At 53.5% G+C, this 22,030-nt stretch carries 20 protein-coding genes; 15 read left to right on the forward strand and 5 right to left on the reverse strand.

Going from position 1 to position 22,030, the window contains the following annotated elements:
* Positions 1-30: 30 nt before the first annotated feature.
* The gene (locus LKE65_RS04205; RefSeq protein WP_408744081.1) at positions 31-2,616 is read right to left on the reverse strand and encodes a helicase-related protein; all 2,586 of its coding nucleotides are present in this window, start codon (positions 2,614-2,616) and stop codon (positions 31-33) included.
* 112 nt (positions 2,617-2,728) lie between these two features.
* On the opposite strand from LKE65_RS04205, the gene LKE65_RS04210 reads away from it, so the two are divergent.
* The 3 genes from LKE65_RS04210 to LKE65_RS04220 all read left to right on the forward strand — a co-directional run bounded on the left by LKE65_RS04210 (position 2,729) and on the right by LKE65_RS04220 (position 5,383).
* Positions 2,729-4,156, forward strand: coding sequence for a leucyl aminopeptidase family protein (locus tag LKE65_RS04210; RefSeq protein WP_408744026.1), 1,428 nt, complete (start codon positions 2,729-2,731; stop codon positions 4,154-4,156).
* Positions 4,157-4,326: 170 nt separating this feature from the next.
* A complete protein-coding gene (locus LKE65_RS04215) occupies positions 4,327-4,740 on the forward strand; it encodes a MarR family transcriptional regulator (protein ID WP_278740557.1) in 414 nt (137 codons plus the stop codon).
* A 199-nt stretch (positions 4,741-4,939) separates the two neighbouring features.
* Positions 4,940-5,383, forward strand: coding sequence for a hypothetical protein (locus LKE65_RS04220; RefSeq protein ID WP_086645073.1), 444 nt, complete (start codon positions 4,940-4,942; stop codon positions 5,381-5,383).
* 21 nt (positions 5,384-5,404) lie between these two features.
* Here the strand turns inward: LKE65_RS04220 and LKE65_RS04225 are convergent, their stop codons facing one another.
* On the reverse strand, positions 5,405-6,430 hold the full coding sequence (locus LKE65_RS04225) for a UDP-phosphate alpha-N-acetylglucosaminephosphotransferase (protein ID WP_278740559.1): 1,026 nt from the start codon (positions 6,428-6,430) through the stop codon (positions 5,405-5,407).
* A 66-nt stretch (positions 6,431-6,496) separates the two neighbouring features.
* Here LKE65_RS04225 and LKE65_RS04230 point away from each other — a divergent pair, with 66 nt between their 5' ends.
* Genes LKE65_RS04230 through LKE65_RS04240 form a run of 3 tightly spaced genes read left to right on the forward strand, consistent with a single transcriptional unit; the run spans position 6,497 to position 10,125 of the window.
* Entirely contained in the window at positions 6,497-8,515 is a 2,019-nt protein-coding gene (locus tag LKE65_RS04230; RefSeq protein WP_278740561.1) for a polysaccharide biosynthesis protein, read from the forward strand.
* Entirely contained in the window at positions 8,512-9,648 is a 1,137-nt protein-coding gene (locus LKE65_RS04235) for a DegT/DnrJ/EryC1/StrS family aminotransferase (RefSeq protein WP_086645076.1), read from the forward strand. Before LKE65_RS04230 ends, LKE65_RS04235 begins: the two co-directional genes overlap by 4 nt.
* A 12-nt stretch (positions 9,649-9,660) precedes the next feature.
* The gene (locus LKE65_RS04240) at positions 9,661-10,125 is read left to right on the forward strand and encodes a hypothetical protein (RefSeq protein WP_086645077.1); all 465 of its coding nucleotides are present in this window, start codon (positions 9,661-9,663) and stop codon (positions 10,123-10,125) included.
* Between the two features lie 52 nt (positions 10,126-10,177).
* Here the strand turns inward: LKE65_RS04240 and LKE65_RS04245 are convergent, their stop codons facing one another.
* The 3 genes from LKE65_RS04245 to LKE65_RS04255 form a co-directional block, all read right to left on the reverse strand.
* Complete coding sequence (locus LKE65_RS04245) at positions 10,178-11,722, reverse strand: NAD(P)/FAD-dependent oxidoreductase (RefSeq protein WP_278740562.1); 1,545 nt, start codon at positions 11,720-11,722, stop codon at positions 10,178-10,180.
* Between the two features lie 249 nt (positions 11,723-11,971).
* Positions 11,972-12,589 carry a methyltransferase family protein gene (locus tag LKE65_RS04250; protein ID WP_278740563.1) on the reverse strand — a complete coding sequence of 206 codons (618 nt, stop codon included), beginning with the start codon at positions 12,587-12,589 and terminating at the stop codon, positions 11,972-11,974.
* Positions 12,583-13,746, reverse strand: a complete 1,164-nt coding sequence (locus LKE65_RS04255) for a glycosyltransferase family 87 protein (RefSeq protein WP_278740564.1) — start codon at positions 13,744-13,746, stop codon at positions 12,583-12,585. The genes LKE65_RS04250 and LKE65_RS04255 overlap by 7 nt, the downstream gene beginning before the upstream one ends.
* A 289-nt stretch (positions 13,747-14,035) precedes the next feature.
* On the opposite strand from LKE65_RS04255, the gene LKE65_RS04260 reads away from it, so the two are divergent.
* From LKE65_RS04260 to LKE65_RS04300, 9 genes are all read left to right on the forward strand, one after another.
* Positions 14,036-14,227, forward strand: a complete 192-nt coding sequence (locus LKE65_RS04260; RefSeq protein WP_278740565.1) for a Flp family type IVb pilin — start codon at positions 14,036-14,038, stop codon at positions 14,225-14,227.
* 115 nt (positions 14,228-14,342) lie between these two features.
* Positions 14,343-14,804 carry an A24 family peptidase gene (locus LKE65_RS04265; RefSeq protein WP_278740566.1) on the forward strand — a complete coding sequence of 154 codons (462 nt, stop codon included), beginning with the start codon at positions 14,343-14,345 and terminating at the stop codon, positions 14,802-14,804.
* 9 nt (positions 14,805-14,813) lie between these two features.
* Positions 14,814-15,659: a Flp pilus assembly protein CpaB gene (cpaB, locus tag LKE65_RS04270; RefSeq protein WP_278740567.1), complete on the forward strand. Its 846-nt coding sequence runs from the start codon at positions 14,814-14,816 to the stop codon at positions 15,657-15,659.
* A gap of 55 nt (positions 15,660-15,714) precedes the next feature.
* The gene (locus tag LKE65_RS04275) at positions 15,715-17,100 is read left to right on the forward strand and encodes a type II and III secretion system protein family protein (protein WP_233129011.1); all 1,386 of its coding nucleotides are present in this window, start codon (positions 15,715-15,717) and stop codon (positions 17,098-17,100) included.
* A 72-nt stretch (positions 17,101-17,172) separates the two neighbouring features.
* Positions 17,173-17,445: a hypothetical protein gene (locus tag LKE65_RS04280; protein WP_278740568.1), complete on the forward strand. Its 273-nt coding sequence runs from the start codon at positions 17,173-17,175 to the stop codon at positions 17,443-17,445.
* Between the two features lie 3 nt (positions 17,446-17,448).
* Positions 17,449-18,711 (forward strand): AAA family ATPase, encoded by a 1,263-nt coding sequence (locus LKE65_RS04285; protein ID WP_278740569.1) that lies wholly within the window; start codon positions 17,449-17,451, stop codon positions 18,709-18,711.
* 68 nt (positions 18,712-18,779) lie between these two features.
* Complete coding sequence (locus LKE65_RS04290; protein ID WP_341461179.1) at positions 18,780-20,108, forward strand: CpaF family protein; 1,329 nt, start codon at positions 18,780-18,782, stop codon at positions 20,106-20,108.
* Positions 20,105-21,070: a type II secretion system F family protein gene (locus LKE65_RS04295; protein ID WP_278740570.1), complete on the forward strand. Its 966-nt coding sequence runs from the start codon at positions 20,105-20,107 to the stop codon at positions 21,068-21,070. The genes LKE65_RS04290 and LKE65_RS04295 overlap by 4 nt, the downstream gene beginning before the upstream one ends.
* Positions 21,070-22,008, forward strand: coding sequence for a type II secretion system F family protein (locus LKE65_RS04300; protein WP_278740571.1), 939 nt, complete (start codon positions 21,070-21,072; stop codon positions 22,006-22,008). The genes LKE65_RS04295 and LKE65_RS04300 overlap by 1 nt, the downstream gene beginning before the upstream one ends.
* Positions 22,009-22,030 lie beyond the last annotated feature (22 nt).

Here is a 22,030-nt window from a genome sequence, read left to right on the forward strand (position 1 = left end):
GGGGGCACTTCAATGCCCGCAGGGCTGCTCCTACATTTGGCTCCGTAACGTGCGCAGAATGGCAAAAGGACTGTTATTTTGGGCACTTTGTAGATGTGCACCATGTTTTGGACGGCTGGACCGCTGTTTTCTTTTTTCTGCGTGGCGTGTTGGTAAAACCATAAAAGGTGCCGGTGGCCCCGCATAACGCGGCGGCAAGGGGGCGGGGGGGTGCAGGCGGATTCCTAACCCTTTGAGCACATGGGGCAGCTCTTTTTTGCTGATCCCCAGGCGGGATGCCAGAGAGAGCGGCAAAGGTTTGGGGGTGCGGGCACACAAAACCCGCATATCCTGCATGAGGCTGGCTGCAATATCGAGTCGAACCAGCGTGTTGTGGCTGAGCAGCCAGCCAAGGCTGGTCAGCAGTGCCTGTGCAGGGGGTGCTAATGGTGCGCTCAGACGCACGGAAACCGCACCACCGGGCAAGGGCTGCGTTATAGATTGGCCCGTGTGGATGCGGAGCAGCAGGCTGCGGAGCGCCATGGCATGGGGCTTGAGCAATGGCGAGCAGAAAGCCAGCGGGCCATGGAGCCGAATGGCTTGCCGGCGGAGTAGCAGCGCTTCCGCCGGGGGAAGAACAGGCGGGGCGGGCAGGGTGGCAACGCCGCCATTTTCGGTAACAGCATGCACAATGCCGCGGAGCAGGGGGTGGTCTGCCACAGCCTGCTCCGCACGGAAGAGCGGGGCAAGGGTGTGGGCAAGGACCGAGGCCATAAATTGTGTCAGCCGCTCGCGTATTCTGGCTTTATGGGTGGATTCCAGAAACTCCGCATCATCAATATGGATCACCGGGTGCAGGACCGAAGGGCCTTTGCGTAAATGGGCGATTGGCTCATCACGCCACAGGATGTGGCCTGTCTGGTTGTCCAGCGTGATCTCGCTCTCAGGGGCTTGCAGAAAACGGGCAACAAGCCGGGGGATCTCACTCCGGGCAGCGCGCCGTGCGGCTTTGAGAATAAGGGCCTGATCAGAGCGTGCGGCTTCGGGGTCGGGCACAAAGGCAAAGCCGCGCATATGCCCTACGTCATGCCCTTCCACGCGCACTTCCCCGGCCTTGTTAATGGCGCACAGCAGGGGGGCTCCATCTGCCTCTTCCAGCCTGCGTGCCAGACTGGCGGCGCGTTTGTCCACAAACCGGCTGGCCAGCCGCTCATGCAGGGCATCGGAGAGTGTGTCTTCGAGCATGCGGGTATGGCGCTGCCAGTGCTGGGCGTTTTCCACCCAGTCGGGGTGGGCTGCAACATAGGACCATGTGCGAATACCCATCAGGCGGTGCATCAGGTCTTCTATCTCGCCACCTGTATGCTCCAGACTGGCGAGCCGCCCTTTGAGCCAACTGGAAGGCAACTGCCCGTCTTTGGCCAGAATACTAAACAACTGGCCACATAGGCGGATATGGCTGTCCAGTCCCAGTTTGCGAAAATCCGGTATCTGGCAGATTTCCCACAGCAGGCGGGTGTGTGCGGTGGTTGTGGCCAGTGTGCGCACGGCAGGGGTTTGCATAAGTGCGCTAAGCGTCTGCATGTCGGCTGCGGGTTCGGCAGGGCGCAGGTTGGGGTGTGGGGTCTTCTGGCACAGGCTGGCATACAGGGCTTGCGGGGAGGCAAAATCGAGCTTGCTGCTACGCCACCACAAAAAGGGAAGAGGCTCAAACTTGTGGGTTTCCACGGCCTCGGCCATGGCCTCTGGCAGAGGAGGGCACTCCCCGGTGGTACCAAATGTGCCATCGCGCGTGCCACGACCTGCGCGCCCGGCAATCTGGGCGATTTCCGCCGGAGCCAGCATGCGGTGGCGCTGCCCGTCAAATTTGGACAGGCCCGCAAAGGCAACATGGTCGATCGTCATGTTCAGCCCCATGCCAATGGCATCGGTGGCGACCAGATAATCCACCTCGCGGTTCTGGTACAGTGCGACCTGCGCGTTGCGGGTGCGGGGGGAGAGCTGGCCCATGACCACCGCACACCCACCTCTTTTGCGCCGGATCAGTTCGGCAATGGCGTACACCTCGGCCATGGAAAAAGCGACAATGGCCGTGCGGGGCGGCAGGCGCGACAGGCGGGTGTGGCCAGTATGGCTCAGGCTGGACAGGCGCGGGCGGGTTTCAATGCTGATGTCGCGGATCAGGCTGCGCATGAGCGGGGCAATGGTGTCCGCCCCAAGGAACAGGGTTTCGGACCGGCCGCGGGCGTTGAGCAGGCGGTCGGTAAAAATATGGCCACGCTCGGGGTCGGCACAAAGCTGGATTTCGTCCACCGCCACAAAGTCCACCGGGCGGTGCATGGGCATGGCTTCAACCGTGCAGGAGAACCAGCGCGCCTGCGGAGGAATGATTTTTTCCTCCCCCGTAATCAGCGCAACCGAGCGAACCCCTTTAAGCCGCACCATGCGGTCATAGTTCTCGCGCGCTAGCAGCCTGAGTGGAAAACCGATGACACCGGACGCGTGTGCCAGCATCCGCTCTAGCGCCAGATGTGTTTTGCCGGTGTTGGTCGGGCCCAGAATGGCACGGACCGGAGCCTGATCTGCGCACTGGGCTGCGTGCAGGGCAGGAGCCATCTGGCGGGGGGGAACCTTCATGCCGTGCATGGTCCGCTGCCCGCGCCTGAAAAGCAAGTCGGCAATGCGTGCAGCCTCCCCCGTTGCATCATGCAAAAGGGAAGCGCAGGGTGCGGGCAGAAGGAGGAATGCCATGCCTATTCATGATCTGGACTGTCTGAGCGTTGCGCGCAGGCGGAAGACTCTGTGCACCGTTTATGCCGTGCGGGCCTGTGAGCGAGAGACATGGGTGGCATTGGCAGGGGAGGCGGCGGTCAGCTTTGCCCAAAGCTGCGGCTTTGTCGCGCGGGCAGGCCAGCTTGTGCTGGTGCCCGGCCCCGGGGGCAAGGTGCAGGCGCTTTTTGGCCTGCCTGAAAAAAAGACCACGCCGCGCGACCCGTTTATATTCGGCAAGCTGGCACAGGACCTGCCCGCAGGGGACTGGACCGTGCAGGCACCAGATGATGTGGCGCGGGATGATGTTATTCTGGGCTTTTGTCTGGGCGCATACCGCTACAGCCTGAAAACCGAAGAGCAGGGTGAGCAGCCCCGGCTTGTCGTGACGGCGACCGAGCGCAAGGGGCTGGCAGCGCAGATGGCACGGGCTATCTGCTTTGCGCGTGACCTGATCAATACCCCTGCCAACCTGCTGGGGCCATCCGAGCTCGCACGGGAGGCCAAAACGGCACTCCGCCCGCTTGGGGCTGAGGTCGAGGTCATCAAGGGCACAGCGCTGGACGAGGCTTATCCGCTGCTGGCGCATGTGGGTAATGGTTCGCAGCGTGGGCCCAGAGTGGTCGTGGCCCGCTGGCATGGCACACACGCCGGCAAGGATGCACCGCTGATCTCCCTCGTTGGTAAAGGTGTGTGCTTTGATAGCGGGGGGTATGACATCAAACCTTCCAGCGGCATGCTGCGCATGAAAAAGGATATGGGCGGGGCAGCGACCGTGCTGGCGCTGGCTTATCTGGTTATGGCGCAGGACCTGCCCGTGCGGCTGGAACTGCGGCTGGGATGTGTGGAAAACAGCGTATCCGGCCATGCCATGCGCCCGCTGGACGTTATTCGGAGCCGCTCGGGCTTAACGGTGGAAATTGGCAATACCGATGCCGAAGGGCGGCTGGTACTGAGTGACCTGCTGCACGAGGCAGGTGAGAGCGCGCCAGACCTGCTGGTGGATGTGGCAACCCTTACAGGCGCTGCCCGCGTGGCGCTGGGGCCAGACCTGCCTGCCCTGTTCTGCAACAACGACTCCACGGCCATGCTGTTCGCGGAGGCGGCGGAGCACGAGGCCGACCCTCTATGGCGTCTGCCGCTCTGGCAGGGTTATGCAGGCTGGCTTAAAAGCACGGTGGCGGACCTGAATAATATTGCCTCCCGGCCCATGGCAGGAGCTGTTACAGCCGCGCTGTTTTTGGAACATTTTGTAAAACCAGACCAGCGCTGGGTGCATATCGATAGTTATGCGTGGAATGATTCCAGCAGACCCGGACGGCCAGAAGGCGGGGATACTCCCGGGATTCGTGCACTTTTTCGTGTAATCTGTTCTCTTTGTGGAACGAATCGGGCGCAAAAGAGTTAGGGTTTTTACAGACCACTCTGGCGTAATATTTTTTTGTGACAGCGCTTTAAAAAATCGTTTCGGTGTCTATATAAAGCGCATCAGATTCATTCCGGTTTGCATATGGGCCGGAAAAACACAGCCGGGCGGGCCAAAGCTCTGGTCCCCGGCACAAAAGGAAGTTGAACGTCATGGCACAGGCCGCAGAAAAGGCAGAGGATCTGGTCAAGACCCTGCGGGATACCATTGTTGCACTGGTGCGCGGAGAAGGGCCGGACCTGTCCGCCCGTCAGCTCGCTGTGTTCCTGACCTGCTATCTGGATGAAAGCGGGCATACAGTGCGCGGTCTGGCGGCAAGCCTGAACGTGTCCAAGCCTGCCATTACCCGGGCACTCGACCGTTTGACCGAACTGGATCTGGCACGCCGCAAGGTGGACCCGCTGGACCGCCGCTCCGTGCTGGTGCAGCGTACCCCTAAGGGCGCTTCCTATCTGAAGGAAATTCGCTCCATCATGGGCATGACCGCGCATGATGTGGCCCAGAACACCCAGCAGGAAGAAAAAGTGGCAACAGTGCGCCGCCTGCGCCGTGTTGCGGCTGCCTGATCAGCCAGCCTGCACGTTTTATACATGCACGTATAAAGGTTGCCGTGTTGCGGACCTCGTACCCTTCCAGAAAGGGGGCGGGGCTGTAATCGGCAACCTTTTTGCATGGAGGGCGTTGTTATTCCTGACCTGTGTCAGATGTTTTCAACCTTCAGGTTGTTAACAGTCTTCTGGACACGCCTGTAAAGGGAGCTGTTCCATGCGTTTTTCTTCTTTTGTTGCCGCGGCCACTCTGGCTGTCTCTGTTGCGGGCGTACCTGCCGCATACGCCGCCGATGCCATGGGCGCACCCACCGCCAAAATTACCCTGACCGCCAAATCGGCCGATATTGGGCTGGGCTATACGTGGGGTGAGGGTAAGCTGACCTATGGCGGCAAAACGCATGCCTTTTCCATTACCGGCGGGACGATTGCCGCTGTCGGTTTTTCCAAGATCGAGGGAACAGGCACGGTTTATAACCTGCACCGCCTGAAGGATTTTAGCGGCACCTATGCTGCAGCCCACGGCGAGGCCACGCTGGGTCAGGGCCTGGGTGGGGCTGTGCTGGAAAACAAGAATGGCGTCCGGATCAAGATCGAGACCATCTCGCAGGGGGCGCGGCTTGCCGGTTCTGCTCAGGGGCTGACGTTAACACTCAAATAACCGCTTGCCGGGGTGTGTGACTTACCACGGGCCAATTGCGTGCTGGCGTGCGCGCAGCACACCCCAAAGGGTCCATGCCAGTTGGGGTAATATAAGCAGGGCTGCGCCAGCCATGCCGCTCCAGAACCCTGTTGTGGGCGCTACAAGGCAGGCAACGCCACCACCCCACAGGGTTAGCCCCCATTCCAGCAAGGAGACAATGGGCACCGCTACGGCGCTACGGTAGATAATCTGGTAAAGGTGCCCCCGGTGCGCCTGTACAAGCGTCTGCCGCATGTACAGGCGGCGGATAAGCGTGAACAGCACATCATAAACCAGTGGGAACAACAGGGCAGGACCCAGTATTCCTCCGCGTGGCAGGGTGGTATGGCTGGCAATATACAGGCTGGCTATTCCCGCCAGCAGGCCGCAACCCTGGCTGCCAACATCACCCAGAAAAATCCGGGCATGGGGGAAGTTAAAGGGCAGAAAGCCCACCAGGCAGGCGCTGAGCAGCAAGGCAGGCCATTGTAGCTCCGGCACGCCAAAAAACGGGGCAGCAAGGCCCACGCACAGGGCGGCAAAGGCCAGACACCCCGCAATCAGCCCGTTTAACCCGTCCATGAAGTTGACGGCATTGGTGATAAAAACCAGCCACAGAACAGACAGGACCGCACCCGCCAGCGGCGTTGGCCCGGTCAGATGCACACCGCCCGCTACAATCAGGCAGGCGGCTATGGTTTGCGCTGCAAACTTAAGGCCGGGGTGCCACTGGTACAGGTCATCCAGCCACGAGACACAGCACAAAAGCACCAGAGCCCCCGCTGCCATAAGACATGGGAAAGAGAAAACAGGCTGGCCTGCCACCCCCTGCAGAACAGGAAAAAACAGTCCGAATGCCACCATAACCCCGATTCCTCCCCCCTTGGGTGTGGGGGTGGCATGGGCGCTACGGTGGTCGGGCTGGTCCATGACCGCCAGCCTGATCATGCACCGCACAAGGGCTGCACACAGCAGGGCAGCGCAAGGCAGGCATGAAAAAACCAGAACGGCGGGAAAAAAAGACATGAAAGAGAGGGTTGTCCGGTTAGGCTGCTTCTAGGATGTCGGGCGCTGGGCTATAAGCGCACGATCATGGTATCGCAACGTTCCCAGCTCCAGCATCATTATGCAAGATTTTGGCCGCTGAACAGGATTGCCCTGAATATCCTGCTCGACGGCGGGCTGGCAGCGTTGGCGGCAGTGCTGGCCTGCTGGCTGGCGGCCCCTTATGGGGTGCAGCTTCATCCAGTGTGGTTTGCCCTTGCGGGGGGTGCCTCACTGGTGGTGGGAGGGCTCCCCTTTAGGCTGCCGCAGCAATATTGGCGCTTTGCAGGCATGTCGGACCTGCTGGGGCTGGCCGGTGCGTCATTCAGTAGCGCTCTGCTGCTTTTTGCAGGTGTGGTGTGGGCCGGGTTGCCCCTGCCCAGTGTTGCGTTCCCCTTTATTTACGCCCTTGTGCTGCTGGTTCTGCTCGGCGGGGTGCGGGTGTTCCACCGTCTGGCGCACAGAGCAGGCGGGCCACGGACTGATGGACAAAGCGTGCTGCTGATTGGGTCGGATACCGCAGCGGATCTGTTTATTCAGGTGGCAGAACGCGGCAAGCACATGAATGTCCGTATTGCGGGGCTGGTGGGGGGGAACCGGTCACAAACGGGCTACCGGATTCGTAACGTGCCTATTCTGGGGCACCGGGAAGAGTTGGCCCGTGTGCTGGCGCAGATGAACACGGCGGGGCATCTGCCAGAAGCTCTGGTGGTGCTGGACCCCGATTGCAGGGGCCGTGCATTAAGCCAGATGCTGGATGTGGCGGCAGAATACGGTCTGGCTGTGCTGCGACCGCCAGCCATGCTGGACATGACCCCGGCAGAACAGGTGCGTTTGCAGCCAATGCAGCCGCAGGACCTGCTGAACCGCCCGCAGGTACCGCTGGATCAGGCCGGGCTGGACCGCCTGATCAACCAGCGCTCGGTTCTGGTAACGGGGGTTGGGGGGACCATTGGTTCCGAGCTGGTGCGCCAGATTGCCCGCCACGCGCCCGCCTGCCTTGTTCTGCTGGACCATGGCGAGTTCGCACTGTGGCAGATTGATGTGGAGCTGGCGGAGTGTGCTCCGGGCATTACGCGCAAGGTGGTTGTGGCCGATGTGCGGGATGCGGAGCGGATTAACGCCATTATGGCCCAGTACAAGCCTGATCTGGTGTTCCATGCGGCAGCACTCAAGCATGTTCCGATTGTGGAGGCCAATCCGGCGGAAGGTGTTCTGACCAACCTGCACGGCACGCGTGTGGTGGCCGATGCCGCAGCCCGGCATGGGGCGGCCGCCATGATCGTGATTTCCACCGACAAGGCAGTTAATCCTTTCAATCTGATGGGGGCGACCAAGCGTGCGGCAGAAATGTACTGTCAGGCGCTGGATGTGCAGGCCCGCTCTTCGGGGCGGCCTAAGGCCATGCGCTGCATTACGGTGCGGTTTGGCAATGTGCTGGGGTCCACCGGTTCTGTCGTTCCTCTGTTCCAGCGGCAGTTGGAGCGGGGCGGCCCGCTAACCGTAACCCACCCGGAAATGCGGCGTTACTTCATGACCGTGCCTGAGGCCGTGGGGCTTGTGCTGCAGGCATGTGTGCGCGGCATGTCCTGTGCAACAGGGACGGATATGGAGGTTCTGCTCCGTCAGGGCGGTATTTTTGTGCTGGATATGGGGGAGCCGGTTAAGATTGTGGATCTGGCCCGGCAGATGGTCCGTCTGGCGGGCCTTAAGCCGGATGAAGATATTGCCATTCATTTTACCGGCCTGCGTGCAGGGGAAAAACTGTACGAGGAACTGTTCCATGGGCGTGAGACCTCGGTGCCGACCGATGCTCCCGGCCTGCTCATGGCAACGCCGCGTGTGGTGGAAATGGATGAGGTGCGCGCAGCCGTGGACCAGATTACCGCCCATGCCCGGCGTGGTGATGTCGCCGCAACCTTGCAGGCCCTGCGCCTGCTGGTGCCCGAGTTTGACCATAACCCTAACGGGGATGTGCGCGAACTGGCTCCGACTGGTGCAAAATTCCATGGTGCGGTAAAAGACGAGCAGATAAAGGCCGACGGCACGGAGCAGATGGCACCATGAGCAGTTCAGACAGCAGGCCCATTGCATTTCTTGACCTTGCAGCCCAGCAGAAGCGGCTGGGGCCTGTGCTGCGCCAGCGTCTGGATGCCGTGCTGGCCCATTGCCGTTTTGTTATGGGGCCGGAGGTTGCGGAACTGGAAGGCCGTCTGGCGGAATGGGCTGGTGCGCGGGAGTGCGTAGGGGTGTCTTCTGGTACGGATGCACTCCAGATTGTCATGATGGCTGAAGGTATTGGCCGGGGGGATGCGGTTTTTCTACCCGCCTTCACCTATACCGCCACGGCGGAGGTGCCTCTGCTGCTGGGGGCAACGCCCGTTTTTGTGGATGTGGACCCCAAGACATTCCAGATCGATCCTGCGCATCTGCAAAGCCGGATACAGGCCGTGCGGGCGGCGGGCAAGCTGCGGCCGCGCGCGATTGTGGGGGTGGACCTGTTTGGCCAGCCCGCTCCGTGGCCGGAACTGCGGGCCATTGCTGCGGCGGAAGAGCTGTTCCTTATGGCGGATTGCGCCCAGTCTTTTGGGGCGGAACTGGCGGGCAAACCATTGGGGTGCGAGGCTACGGCAACCACCTTGTCCTTTTTCCCGTCCAAACCACTGGGGGGGTATGGGGATGGTGGAGCCATTCTGACGGACGACCCCGAGCGGGCCGCCCTGTACCGCTCCCTACGCACCCATGGTGAAGGAGCAAGCCGGTACGAGGTCCTGCGCACAGGCATGAATGGTCGGCTTGATACGCTGCAGGCAGCAGTTCTTCTGGCCAAGCTGGAAAGCTTTAAAGATGAACTGGCCCGGCGCGATGCCATAGCTGCACAATATGATGCAGGGCTTGGCGGGTGTGTTCAGGTGCCGGTACGTGTGGCCGATAGCCGCAGCGCGTGGGCTATTTACGCCATATTGCTGGCAGACACAGCGGAGCGGGACGCCCTACAGGCCCGCTTGGCAGGCAAAGGGGTGCCTTCGGCCATTTATTACCCCCTGCCACTGCATAAACAGCCTGCCTATCGTGACCACCATGATGGTACGGCCCTTCCTGTTTCCGAAGACCTGGCGCAGCGTATTCTGGCACTGCCCATTCACCCGGAACTGACAAACCAAGACGTAGCGCGCGTGATTGCCGCAGTCAGAGGGTAAGAAAGATATATCATGCGGAAAGAAACGGCGTTTATTATTGGCTTTCTGGTTTTGACCATAAGCACCACGATTGTGATCTGGACCTTTGCCCTGCCTAATTTCAAACCTGTTTCTTTTCCGCAGGTTGCCAGTGGCGTTATTGATGTGGGGCCAATGCACCGCCAGCGCCCGCTGGAAGCGGATGAAGTGGCAGATGTTAACAAGTGGCTTTCAACCCACAAGTCCGGCTGGGGGCCACTTAGCCGCACGCCACCATCCTCGGGGGACTCGCATGTGCAGCTCAAGGATGCTCAGGGCAAGGATGTTCTGACCCTAACGCTGTGGACCGGGATTAGTGCGGCCGATTGGAATGCTACGGTTTTTGTGGAATCGCCCGACGGGTCATGGGTGCGCACGGAAACATTTTCCAACAAGGACTTTGCTCCGCTGCGCATGATGGTTGACCGCTATCCGTTCAAGCATTCCAGCTTTCCATAAGGCGGTCATGAGGTGGCAGTGTTAGGGCGCTAACCTGCCTTGAAAAAGTGCCTCAGTTTGATTTTTCTTCGTGGTATTCATCATCAATATTAATTTCCCAGATTTTGCTCTTATCCTGCTGACCAGAGATAATCTGGTCAGCCGCTTCCTTGGCTGTTAGCATGGAATGGTCCTGATTATTGTAACAGTGCATACCATTCCGCCCGATAAGATAGAGATTTTCCACAGTGTCCAAGGCATTGCGGATTGTGGAAAAACTTTTGTAGGACTCACCAAAATAACCGGGATACGCTTTGGGCACATGCACCACAACACTGTCTAATGTGTTAAGCGTTGAAACAAGACCGATTTTCTGCATTTCAAAACAGGCGAGCTTGATCATATCCTGCTCGCTCAGAGTCCAGAGTTCATTTCCTTCGGAACAGAAAAACTCAAGTCCAAGCCATGTGGTTTTTGGGTCGGCAACCAGATAGGGGCTCCAGTTATTAAAGATCTGCACCCGTCCGACATTGACGCCGGGTTCCTGAATATAAATCCAGTTGTCTTCTAACTGGCGTGTTATGTCCGAAGATTTATAGAGCAGGCCAACTGTAATAAAGTCCCTGTATTGCAGGTTTTGTGCAATCTGCCTTACCGTGGGGGAAAAATAATTTCCGCTGGCAGAGACAAGCTCTTTAATCGGCATGGTTGACACCAGAACATCGCACTTCTGGCGCTCTTGTCCGCCATCCTGATCGGTAACAGTTATGGATACGGCGCGATTATTCTCAAAAGTAATCTCATTGACATGATGATTGAGGAGAATTGTTCCCCCCATATCTGTAATATGCCGCGCAACAGTTTCCCACATCTGGCCCGGACCATATTTGGGGTAGATGAATTGCTCTATAAGGGAGGTCTGAACACTCGTGTCTTTCTGCAGGCCAAGAGCTTTTTTACAGGCATGCAGAATTGCGCTGGAAATAGACAGGCTTTTAACCCGCTGAGCGCCCCAGTCTGCACTAATGCTAGAGCACGGAACGCCCCAGACCTTTTCAGTGTAATCTTTAAAAAACTGTTGGTACAGTTTGCGGCCAAACCGATTTATGAAAAAATCTTCCAGTGTCAGTTCAGGTGTAATTTTATGGAACCGAGCCCAGAGGTAACTCAGGCCGAAAACAATGGTTTTACGCCACCCAAGCTTGGCCAGATTTGTTGGTGTGAGTTTAAGCGGGTAGTCAAAAAACGTTTTATTGTAATAGATACGAGACAGGCGTGAGCGGACCAGCATGACGTCATCAGTCGCAGAAGACTGAGGTCCAACAACCAGCTCTCGCTCTTTACCCTGATATTGTAAGGTAACATTTTGTTCGTTTGCTGCTGCAATTGGCAGAAAGCTCTCCCACCAGGACATGACCCAGTCTGATTTGGAGAAAAAGCGATGCCCACCAATATCTATACGGTTACCATGATGCTTGATGGTTTTTGATATTCCGCCAACCTGTTTGTCGCATTCATAAACAGTTACATTTTTCCGACCGGCTTTCAGGAGTTCATAGGCAAGTGTCAAACCTGCTGGCCCAGCACCAATAACAACGATTTTTTCATCTTGTGCCATGACGTTCCCTATATTTACCCAACTTCTTATTTCTGATCGGAAAGCTCGGTAGTAAATACAGGGTATATGAAGAATACAAAAGGTCAAATCGGTATATTTTTTTAATTATGATAATGTGACGAAGAAATTTCAATAATCCAGATAATAAATTGAAATTTTTAAAAATTACCCCATTATTTTAATTTCACGGCAAATAATTTTTGGGTGTGAGGTGTGATGATTGAATAATGCGCGTAACAGGTAATCGTATCAGTAAACAAAGGGCAAAATCTTCCAGCGAACTTGCTTTGACCAAAGACACCATTGTGGATCTGTGGAAAGCATTTTTTCTTCTGCTCGGATACGCAGGATCTGTAACGACCATGTACTAAAAATAGCGCAGATATTCCAGAGACTGAAATTATACAGGAGAAAACCGAGGCTGGTTAACATGTAGCCAGCATACATTGGATGCCGGATGATACGGTATGGACCATAAGTTTTTACAACCCGTACAGCTGCAACAATTGCAAAGCTTCTACCTAGGCAGAGTTTGGCTGAAAGGCTGATAAGAATGCCTATAAACGACAAGATAAAGCACAATGTAACAGGGGCAAGATGTGTATTGCTGGCATGGGTAGAAACGATCTGCGCCGAATACGTTCCCAGAATGGCTAATATCCAGTCTGTTGTATTATGACTCATTCTTCCCGGAGATCGAAATAACGTAAAGAGAAGCTCCAATATCATTTCCACCATATACAATATAGTTATAATATTATAATCAATAAAGATCAATTTGAAATTATGATTTATGAAATAAATATATGGGATGATTATAATTATTTTTTCTAGTTTATCGTTAATATATTTATTTTCACTTAACATTGAACTGCGTTCTTTTCAAGGTACGAGTGGCGCCGGGAGGCTACGTAAAGGAAGATCAGGGCAATAATTGGTTCAATCGGCATATGATAATGCAAGGTTAGGGACAAAATATAAAAAGGTGAAAAATATAAAACAATCAGTAGAAGTTTTTCCCAAGGAAGAAATTTCGTTTCAATAGCTGTATTAATCATCCATATTGCGGGTATCATCATATAAGTAAGGTCGTAGTGTAGAAGATAAGGTGTACATAAAGGAGATGCGGCCAAGCATAGAATGAGATTATTTTTAATACTCCTCCCTTTTTTTATTTTATAAAAAACAAACATTATGATGGTAGAGGAAAATATAATTTGCAGCCATAAAGCTGTAGAGAATGGCACATGGTGCACGGACAGAAAACCGAATAGCGTGATAAAGATCTGACATAAAGCCACGTTATGCAAAATGCTATCTTGCATCATGTGTGAGTATTCAAAAAAACGTATCCAAGCATCAAGACCAAACACACACAAGGAAAGGCCTACCATACAAGTGGCAGATGTCATCATTCCAATTATTGTGCGCCAGCGGCCCATAAAAATAAGACCAAGAGGAACAAGAAATGCAACATGTGGTTTAATAATAAGGAGACCGAAAAATAAACCAGAAATGAATGGTTTTTTTTCAATATAGTAAAAACCTAATGTTAAAATCAGAGCGATCAAAAGCCCTGTTTGTCCTGTAACTAGAGAAATGCAGAATTGAGGAGATACAAATGCAAATGCAGTAATGGACCAGTTGCGGCACAAAATACTCAATGTTTTTGCGGTGATGAAGGGGGCCGTCAAACCCCATAGAGTGTAAGATAATGTATAAGTAAAAAATGCCCACGGCCAGATGAAAAAAAGCATGGAAGGCGGATATAGAAATGGTAGTTTGTAAGGGTGGCTCAGGGCATGAGCACTTTGCATGACTGCATCATGAGCAGCTGTATTGTAGATATCATAAATGTGGCCGTGAATTAACTGCTTGGAGGCTGCCCAAAACAGTATAAAATCTCCACCAAATGCATAGTCTTCAGTTGTATTTGTTTCTTTGATAATATATAAAAAAGATAAAATAATCGAAAAAACTATAATATATATTATCAAATATGCATTACATCTTTCTTTATTCATGAAATTCATATTTTTTAATTCAGAATATAGAAATTGTACTATATCTTTAGTCTTCTTCGAACTGAGCATTTGCGTAATGCGCTTTGCATGATGTGATTTGATGTGGTTCGACATTAAGGAATTTGATGGAAAATTACAACTCTACGTCGCGAGAGTGAGGTGAGAGGATTTTTTTTGAAATTTTGATTTAAAGCAATTAATATATAACCCGATGTGTATTAATAGTACACACTAGCGTAAACCAGTGGGGGTAACCTCCATTGATTTTTTAGATTTAGGAGAATGATACATGTTGCGAGTAAACGAATATGCAGCAGTGGTTGCCCGTTTTTTTTCCATTAAGGATAAGCGCGGGGTGACGGCTATTGAATATGGTCTGATTGCTGCCTTGATTGCTTTGGCAATTATCGGTGGGGTGTCGACTATTGGTACCAAGCTCAGCGCAGTGTTCAGTTCGATTGCGCAAAGTATCTCGTCGTAATTGCGGAGGATATTGCTGCGGCCTTGCGTCGGTTTACGAGGTGTAACCTTGGGAGTGCTTCTGCGCTCCTGAGGGGCAATGGTCAGAGGGTCTAGTGGTGTCATGGTTTGTTCTCATGGCAGCCTATGCCCTGCTTTGCTATGCAATGTGGGTTGACGTGCGAGTGCGGGAGATCCCTGACTGGGTCAGTCTGGGTCTTCTGGCTCTTGCGATTTTAAATGGTGTGGTAGTCCATTGGATTTCCCTTGCCTTTGGTGCTCTGATTTACCTCCTGCTTTTTTTCTTGTGGAGTCTCGGAGTCATCGGGGGTGGGGACGTTAAGCTGATTGCCGCAACCTCATTGTTTTTTATGCCGTATGAGCAGCTTATTTTTCTTTTGAATATTGGTTTGGCTGGCGGTGTTCTGGCCATGCTGTATCTCTTTGGTCGGAACAGATTGCCAATCATATCAAAGAGGACAACAAAAAATCGCGTTCTGCGCGTCGAGGCCTGGCGGATTAGGCGGGGTATGTCCCTACCCTATGCTGTGGCTATTGCGATTGGCTTCATTATGACGACCCTGCGGGGTGAGTGGTAGGCGGTAAGAATGGTCACGCGTATTGCGATGTTGTTCATTGGTGTGATCGGCTTGATTGGTCTTTTTGTGCTCGGGAAAGTTATGATGTCCCCCGCGCCTGCACCGCAGAAGGCCGCCCAGCAGGAAGTTGTTGTTCATACAAAAAAACTGCTCACGGTCCGGCATGCCATGCATGCGGGTGATTTTCTCCGCGAGGCAGACTTAGTGACGTCGGCTATCCCTGATGATTATGTCCCCCCAGGGAGTCTGGAGGATACTCCAGCGAACCGGCAGGCTCTGGAAGGGGCGTTGCTGCGGATGGATCTTCCTGCGGGCGGCGGAATTGTTGAACAGGCTTTTCTTCGAGTCGGGGACCACGGCTTTCTTTCCGCGGTTCTGAAGCCCGGGATGCGCGCACTGAGCATTGGCGTCAATCTGGCCTCAGGCGTGTCAGGCCTTATCGAACCTGGTGATAGAGTCGATGTGGTGATGACCGAACGGGTCGGAGATGGTGCCGGCGGAAGCAATGTTTCGCGCCTTGTTTCCAAAATTGTCCTTTCAGGTATCCGGGTTGTTGCCGTGGGTGGTGCTCTATCTCCGCGTGGGAGCCGGAATGTTACTGAGCAGGCCGGTATAGACGTGCGAACAGTAACTCTGGAAGTCACGCCTGAGCAGTCAGGTGTTCTGGGTACGGCCCAGCAACTCGGTCAAATAGTGCTGACAGTTCAATCGCTTGGTGGCTCACATGATGATCTTGCCACACCCCCGGTCTGGGAATACTCTGTCTCTGCGTCTGATAGTCAGCAGGTGAAGGGCGGCGTAAAGGTTATGCATGTCTATAATGGGATTTCAGGCGCTCAAGATGTCCACTTTTAAAAGAGCCATGCGGATTGCGCTAAGTGGCATCGTATTGTTTGGCATGTGTCCTCCTATGGAGGCATCCGCGCGCAAAGCAAAAGCGCACCCCAGAAGGCACCATGCGCCAGTTGCTGCAAAGCGCCATGCGGCGCAGCCCCGCTCCCTTTCGGTTCTGACCCTTGAGGTCGGGAACGGTAAGCTGGTCGAACTGTCCGGCTCAGCCGAAAACGTGTTTTCAGCGGATCCAAAGGTTGCGGAAATACGTCCGGCAAGCCCACACAGCGTGTTTGTCTTCGGGCTGTCCGCCGGTCGCACAAGTATTGTGGCGGCAGATACCAATGGGCAGGCGATTGACCATTACGCGGTGCGTGTTGAGCCCTCCACTTATCCCGCCAACACACTGGATCATTCTGCGGGCAAAATTGTGCCTATGCTCCGGGCCACGGCCACACCAGATGGGCTGAACATTGATGGGGATTCCGATAATCCCGAAAAAGCCTGGCGTTTTAGCGACCGTGCTCGTGGGTTGGTCGGTAAAGACGGTTTTGTGTCCGATTATTCCAAAATGCACGGCTCCATTCAGGTGAACCTCAAAATCCGTATTGTTGAAATGGATCGCTCGTTGGTGCGTGAGCTTGGGGTGGAATGGCAAAACGTTAACGCCTTGGGAACATCGGCAGTTATCGGCCTTGCGACTTCTAGCCCCTTGGAAACACTGGCAACGACCAAAAGCAGCATTGGCTTTCTCTCGCGTTTTAAAGCCGGTAGTCAGTCGGTCACGCTGGAAACGGTTGTGGATATGCTGGCCAGAGATGGTCTGGTGCATAGCCTTGCCGAACCAAACTTGACCACGATTAGCGGGCAGCCTGCCAATTTTGTAGTTGGTGGTGAATACCCTGTTCCGGTTTCCAGTTACAATAATACGACCAACGTCAGCTTTAAGCAGTATGGTATTTCTTTGGCGTTTGTTCCCACGGTTTTAGGGGATGGCCGTATCAGTCTGCATGTAAGGCCCGAGGTGAGCGCGCTTTCTTCTAACGGGGCAGTAACGCTCTCGGCTGGGAACTCTTCTGTTCAGATTCCAGCGATTACTGTCCGGCGTGCAGATACCACTGTGGAAATGGCAAGCGGGCAAAGCTTTGTTCTTGCTGGTCTTATGTCGGATAGCACAAAAATTACGGGTCAAGGCCTGCCATGGCTGGGGGATATTCCTGTGCTGGGGGCGTTGTTCAAATCCTCAAGCTTCCAGAAAGACGAGAGCGAACTGGTCATTATTGCCACGCCGTATCTGGTCAAGCCGGTGAGCAACGAAAAAGAGCTGCACACACCGGATGAAGGCTGGACGCCGCCAAATGACATGGAACGTATTTTTATGATGCGTCAGAGTGGCACCGATGTTTCTCGTAGACGCCCCTGGCAGCGTCTGGAAACCGGCGATGCTGGTTTTATGGTGGAGTAGCACCTTATGTCGTATAAAATAGTGTCAGGCACTGCGGTTATCTTGTTGATGGGTTTGGCGGACTGTTCGGTTATGGAACCGCTTGATCAGTCTTATCACTGGCGGAGTCTGGGGGTTTACGATGCCAACACGGCCGCACAGGTAGAGAATAAACGAGATTTGCAAAGAGGTCGTCCGCTGCCGCCGTCTGACGGGCAGACAGCCGTGGCTGCGGTGGAACGTTGGCGCGAGGACCGTGTCAAAAGCCTTGGCCGGAGTGGTCTGGCTGAGTTGAATATGAACGGTGAGGATCAGGGAAACTCCGGGGGTGGAGTCGCTACCAGTAGCAGTGGTGGGGGGCAATAACACGTGGCACTTCCCCCAGAGCAGTCCCAGCCCCAGCAGCAGCCTGCTGATACTGACAACATAAAGCAGGGCAGCGTCCTTGCTTTTGTGCAGGACGCGGATACAGAGGCGCAGCTCACCGAATGCCTTAAAGAGCTCCGGTCCGGCACAGTGCAGGTTTTGCGTGGGTCTGGGGCGTTTGCGATCTCCTACCTGGGTAAGCATGAGTTTCCATCTTACCTGATTATCGATGTTGGTGGAGAAAGTGACGCATTAGGCGTTCTGCGTACAGTTACGGAGTTATTGCCACCTGACGTAACCATTATGGTGTTGGGTGATCGCACCGATGCGGATTTCTACCGAAGCGTCACCCACGTGTTCGGGGCGGCGGAGTATTTGTATCGTCCCTTTAGCCGTAACCTGATTTTACGTATTTTTGGTCCGATTATTCTTCACGGGCGTGACACGCATCGCCTGATGGAAGGGGCCAGCCTGATTGCCTGCATCGGGGTGCGCGATGGTGTGGGGGCGACAACTCTCACCACAAATCTAGCTTATTTTCTGGCAGAAGAAGCCCGCCGATATTCGTTGCTGATCGATTTTGATCTGCGCGCAGGCAAAATGGCAACGCTGCTGGATATTAATACCAACGGGGGTTTCCGGTCTGCTCTGGAAACACCCGACCGTATGGACGAACTGCTGCTTGAGCGTAGCATGCAGGCCGTTGGGGAGCGTTTGCAGGTCCTGTCGAGCATGGGGGATCTGAACACGTTGCCCAAAATCGGGAGTAACGCTGTTACCCGGTTGATGGAACTTGTGCGCCCTCGTTTTCGTTTTGTCCTGACCGAAGTAAAATGGTCGGATGATGACGTGTATATGCGTGTTCTGGGGCAAGCACAGCAGTATATCTTAATAATGGATCCGACCATTGTCTCCGTGCGTGATGCACTGCGGGTCATGGCCAGCCTTCCGCGTGTTTCGCCTGTCAGCAAGCCGTTTATTGTTGTTAACAACGTGGGGCGGCCTGGGTCCTTGTCGCTGGACGAGATTACGCAGAGTCTGGGCACAGAGCCTGATATACTCATGCCGTATCTGCCCGCAGATTGTGGAAATGCTGAAATCGACGGCAAGCTGGTTGTTACCAAAAACAAAGTGTACCGCCAGACTATTGAACAGCTGGCACATGGTGCACTGGCTGTTACGTTGAGCTCCTCCCTTTCCAAGGGAGGATTTTTTGCACAACTCAAAGAAAAAATAAAAGCTTTGGGAGCACGGTTTAAGAAATGAGCTCTAGCAAGCAAAATGAGATTGTTGATCGTCTGCGCCGCATGCAAAATGTGCAAGACGAGTTTAGCGTGCCTGATGCAGCAGCTGCTGCTCCGCAGGAAACGGCACCTGCCGCAGAGGTTGAAAGCCCTGCGCTGTCCGATCAGTCGCTTATTTTGCGTCCGCTGTGCTTAAACCGGCTTGATCCTACAATAGTTTTATCCCTGTCGGCCGAGGACCTGCTTGAACAGGTCGAGCAGGTGGTCGATCAGGTTGCCACGGAGCAGCGGATTCAGCTCAATCTGCGTGAGCAGCGCCGCATTGCGACTGAACTTGTTCATGACATGAAGGGGCTGGGCCCCATTCAGCCGCTGCTTGATGACGATAGTATTGCAGATATTATGGTCAACGGGCCCAACAGCATTTTTGTTGAACGGAGCGGGAAAACGCAGCCGTCCAATATCCGCTTCCGGGATGCGCGCCACCTTGCGTCTGTTTGCCAGCGCATTGCGTCAGATGTCGGCCGACGTGTGGATGAATCAAGCCCGATGGTTGATGCGCGCCTTAAAGACGGCTCGCGTGTTAATATTGTTTTCCCGCCTCTGGCGCTGGATGGTCCTTATCTATCCATTCGTAAATTCTCGCGCCACAAAATCAGTTTTCAGCAGTTGGTTAATAATGGCAGCTGCACGCCTGCCGTTGCCAAAATCCTCGAAATTGCAGCACGGATTCGTTTGAATGTTGTAATTTCTGGCGGCACGGGTTCTGGTAAAACGACGCTGCTGAATGCACTTTCGCATTTTATTGATTTTGGTGAGCGTGTGATTACCGTTGAAGATGCTGCGGAACTCCAGCTTCAGCAGCCGCATGTTGTGCGTATGGAAACACGCCCCGTGTCGTTGGAAGGCAAGGGGGAAGTGACGCAGCGTGATCTTGTCCGTAATGCTCTGCGTATGCGCCCTGACCGCATTATTATCGGGGAGGTCCGTGGTGCTGAAGCGTTTGACATGCTTCAGGCCATGAACACCGGCCATGATGGCAGTATGTCCACGGTCCATGCGAACACAACGCGTGATGGCGTGACACGTATTGAAAGCATGGTGCAGATGGGCAACTTCGGTCTGCCTATTTCTGCGATCCGTAACCAGATTGTTGGTGCGGTTGACATGATTATTCAGGTTGGGCGTCACAGGGATGGCGGCCGCCGGATTACTCAGGTGACAGACGTTTCGGGTGTTGAAGGGGATGTTGTCGTTCTGAACGATATTTTCCGGATGCAGTTTGATGGTGAGGATGCAGAAGGCAAGCTGCTGACAAGCTACGAAGTCTCGCGCATTCGCCCCAGCTTTTATGAAAAACTCGTTTATAACCAGATGGATGGCGTATGGAATGCCGCGTTTGAAAGCGTGTCCTTATGACCAGTTTCCTTCTGGTTATTGGTTTTTTATTTTTTGCGGGTATTAATGTTCTTGCGTACCTTCTTTATCAGTCCAGTATAGCTAAAGATCGCCGTAATAAGCGTATCTATAAAGAAATAAGCTCTTACCTTCTGCACAATATTGAGCCACGCAAACGTACACCGGTGGAGTGGGCTGTATATATTGTTGAATCTGGTTTTATCAGAAAATTTTTGATCTGGGCTTCAAAGTATAATCCACAGCATTATGCACATAGTGATGTGGGTTTGCTGAAGATATATTTATTGTCCTCCATATTCCCGACCATAACGCTTTACTATCTGTTTAGTGTTATCGGTATATGGAGCGTTATTATAAATTTTTTCATATGGGTTGCTACTATCCGCTTTATTTGTAATTTTCTGCGGAATCGATACAAAAAAAAATTATATACACAATTCCCCGATGCAATTGGTATGATGGTGCGCTCTCTACGTGTTGGTGTCCCCCTTTCGCGCTGCATGATTGTTGTCAGTGAGGAAAGCGACGAACCAACGTGCAGGGAGTTTAAAGTCATTGCGGGCGAGGTTGCCGTGGGCCGGAGTTTGGGGGAGGTTCTGCAGGCTGTGGCGGACCGGGTTGATCTTCAGGAATACCGTTTTCTGGCAACGGTTATCAGTATTCAGTCTTCTACGGGGGGCGCGCTGGCTGATGTGTTGTCATCGCTAGCAGATACGATCAAGCAGCAGATTGCCATTTACAAGCGAGGCCTTGCACTTTCCAGCGAAGCTAAAATGAGTTCTTACGTCTTGGCTGCACTGCCCTTTTTTATTGCCATTCTGTTGGAGTTCGTTAATCCGGACTATATCAACCAGCTTTTTTGGACGCAGTCTGGTCATTACCTCTTGGCGTCTGCCCTCTTTTTGTTTGTTTTGGGGATGGCGGTTATGAAGATAATTATCAGCAGAACTCTTGACCTCTAATGGCACCTTATCTGAACATCATCATATTCCTTTGCTTGCTGGCGGTGTTCTGCGCTTCTGTGCTCATTCTGGTGGCCAAAACACGCAGTGACGACAGACGTGCCAAACGTTTGCGGGTTATTCTGGCGACTGTAGGCGAGCTCGACCCTAATTCTGTTGAAGAACGAAAAGGGGGTAGATTTTCAGTAGTATTTCAAAAAATAGGCCAAGTTGTTCTAAAAAGTGGAATTATAGATGAAAAGAGCATTCAGGCGTTTACAGAAGGCTTGCGTGCAAGTTCCTATATAGGAAGTCATTATCTGGAAATCTTTGTTGGATGTAAGCTGATCCTGCTACCGGTTGGCGGCTTTGTTGCTTGGTTTTTTTCCTATGATTTCTTTTCCAAACCTGCATTGCATATTATTGCTCCTGTTGCCGGGGCCATTTTTGGCTTGCTGTTACCTGATATCCTTATTCGGCAATGGAGGAAGAGCTACCTTAAAGCGGTAGAAAAAGGACTCCCTGATGCGCTGGATATGCTGGTAATCTGTGCGGATGCAGGCTTGGCAATTGAAGCGGCCATTAATCGCGTGGCGCTGGAAATGAAGAGTGTCAATCCGAGTACGGCTTTTGAGTTTCAGTTGACTGCTCAGGAGATGAACATGATTACTGATCGACGGGAAGTTTTTCAGTTGATGGCAAGCCGTACGGGATTGCTGGATATGCGCCGTATTGCCAATTCCTTAAGCCAGACTATTCAGGTCGGGTCGTCGGTAACGCTGGCGTTGCGCGCTCTTTCTGTTGAAATTCGTAAGAACCGCATGATTGAGTATGAAGCCCGTGCTGCTCAGTTACCGGTATTGCTGACGTTGCCTATGATTCTATTTTTTCTACCAATCGTGTTTATTATTGCTGGTGGACCAGCCTTCCTTCAGGTTGTGAAGACGTTTTATAACTAATCTAAGGGAAGAGAAGAGTACA

Source organism: Acetobacter fabarum (genome assembly GCF_022483405.1).
Classification (GTDB): domain Bacteria; phylum Pseudomonadota; class Alphaproteobacteria; order Acetobacterales; family Acetobacteraceae; genus Acetobacter; species Acetobacter fabarum.

Excerpts from the sequence above, each read along its gene's own strand:
- LKE65_RS04205 (WP_408744081.1), bottom strand. The coding sequence starts at position 2,616 with ATGAAGGTTCCCCCCCGCCAGATGGCTCCTGCCCTGCACGCAGCCCAG.
- LKE65_RS04210 (WP_408744026.1), top strand. The coding sequence starts at position 2,729 with ATGCCTATTCATGATCTGGACTGTCTGAGCGTTGCGCGCAGGCGGAAG.
- LKE65_RS04215 (WP_278740557.1), top strand. The coding sequence starts at position 4,327 with ATGGCACAGGCCGCAGAAAAGGCAGAGGATCTGGTCAAGACCCTGCGG.
- LKE65_RS04220 (WP_086645073.1), top strand. The coding sequence starts at position 4,940 with ATGCGTTTTTCTTCTTTTGTTGCCGCGGCCACTCTGGCTGTCTCTGTT.
- LKE65_RS04225 (WP_278740559.1), bottom strand. The coding sequence starts at position 6,430 with ATGTCTTTTTTTCCCGCCGTTCTGGTTTTTTCATGCCTGCCTTGCGCT.
- LKE65_RS04230 (WP_278740561.1), top strand. The coding sequence starts at position 6,497 with ATGGTATCGCAACGTTCCCAGCTCCAGCATCATTATGCAAGATTTTGG.
- LKE65_RS04235 (WP_086645076.1), top strand. The coding sequence starts at position 8,512 with ATGAGCAGTTCAGACAGCAGGCCCATTGCATTTCTTGACCTTGCAGCC.
- LKE65_RS04240 (WP_086645077.1), top strand. The coding sequence starts at position 9,661 with ATGCGGAAAGAAACGGCGTTTATTATTGGCTTTCTGGTTTTGACCATA.
- LKE65_RS04245 (WP_278740562.1), bottom strand. The coding sequence starts at position 11,722 with ATGGCACAAGATGAAAAAATCGTTGTTATTGGTGCTGGGCCAGCAGGT.
- LKE65_RS04250 (WP_278740563.1), bottom strand. The coding sequence starts at position 12,589 with ATGTTAAGTGAAAATAAATATATTAACGATAAACTAGAAAAAATAATT.
- LKE65_RS04255 (WP_278740564.1), bottom strand. The coding sequence starts at position 13,746 with ATGAATAAAGAAAGATGTAATGCATATTTGATAATATATATTATAGTT.
- LKE65_RS04260 (WP_278740565.1), top strand. The coding sequence starts at position 14,036 with ATGTTGCGAGTAAACGAATATGCAGCAGTGGTTGCCCGTTTTTTTTCC.
- LKE65_RS04265 (WP_278740566.1), top strand. The coding sequence starts at position 14,343 with ATGGCAGCCTATGCCCTGCTTTGCTATGCAATGTGGGTTGACGTGCGA.
- cpaB (WP_278740567.1), top strand. The coding sequence starts at position 14,814 with ATGGTCACGCGTATTGCGATGTTGTTCATTGGTGTGATCGGCTTGATT.
- LKE65_RS04275 (WP_233129011.1), top strand. The coding sequence starts at position 15,715 with ATGGAGGCATCCGCGCGCAAAGCAAAAGCGCACCCCAGAAGGCACCAT.
- LKE65_RS04280 (WP_278740568.1), top strand. The coding sequence starts at position 17,173 with ATGGAACCGCTTGATCAGTCTTATCACTGGCGGAGTCTGGGGGTTTAC.
- LKE65_RS04295 (WP_278740570.1), top strand. The coding sequence starts at position 20,105 with ATGACCAGTTTCCTTCTGGTTATTGGTTTTTTATTTTTTGCGGGTATT.
- LKE65_RS04300 (WP_278740571.1), top strand. The coding sequence starts at position 21,070 with ATGGCACCTTATCTGAACATCATCATATTCCTTTGCTTGCTGGCGGTG.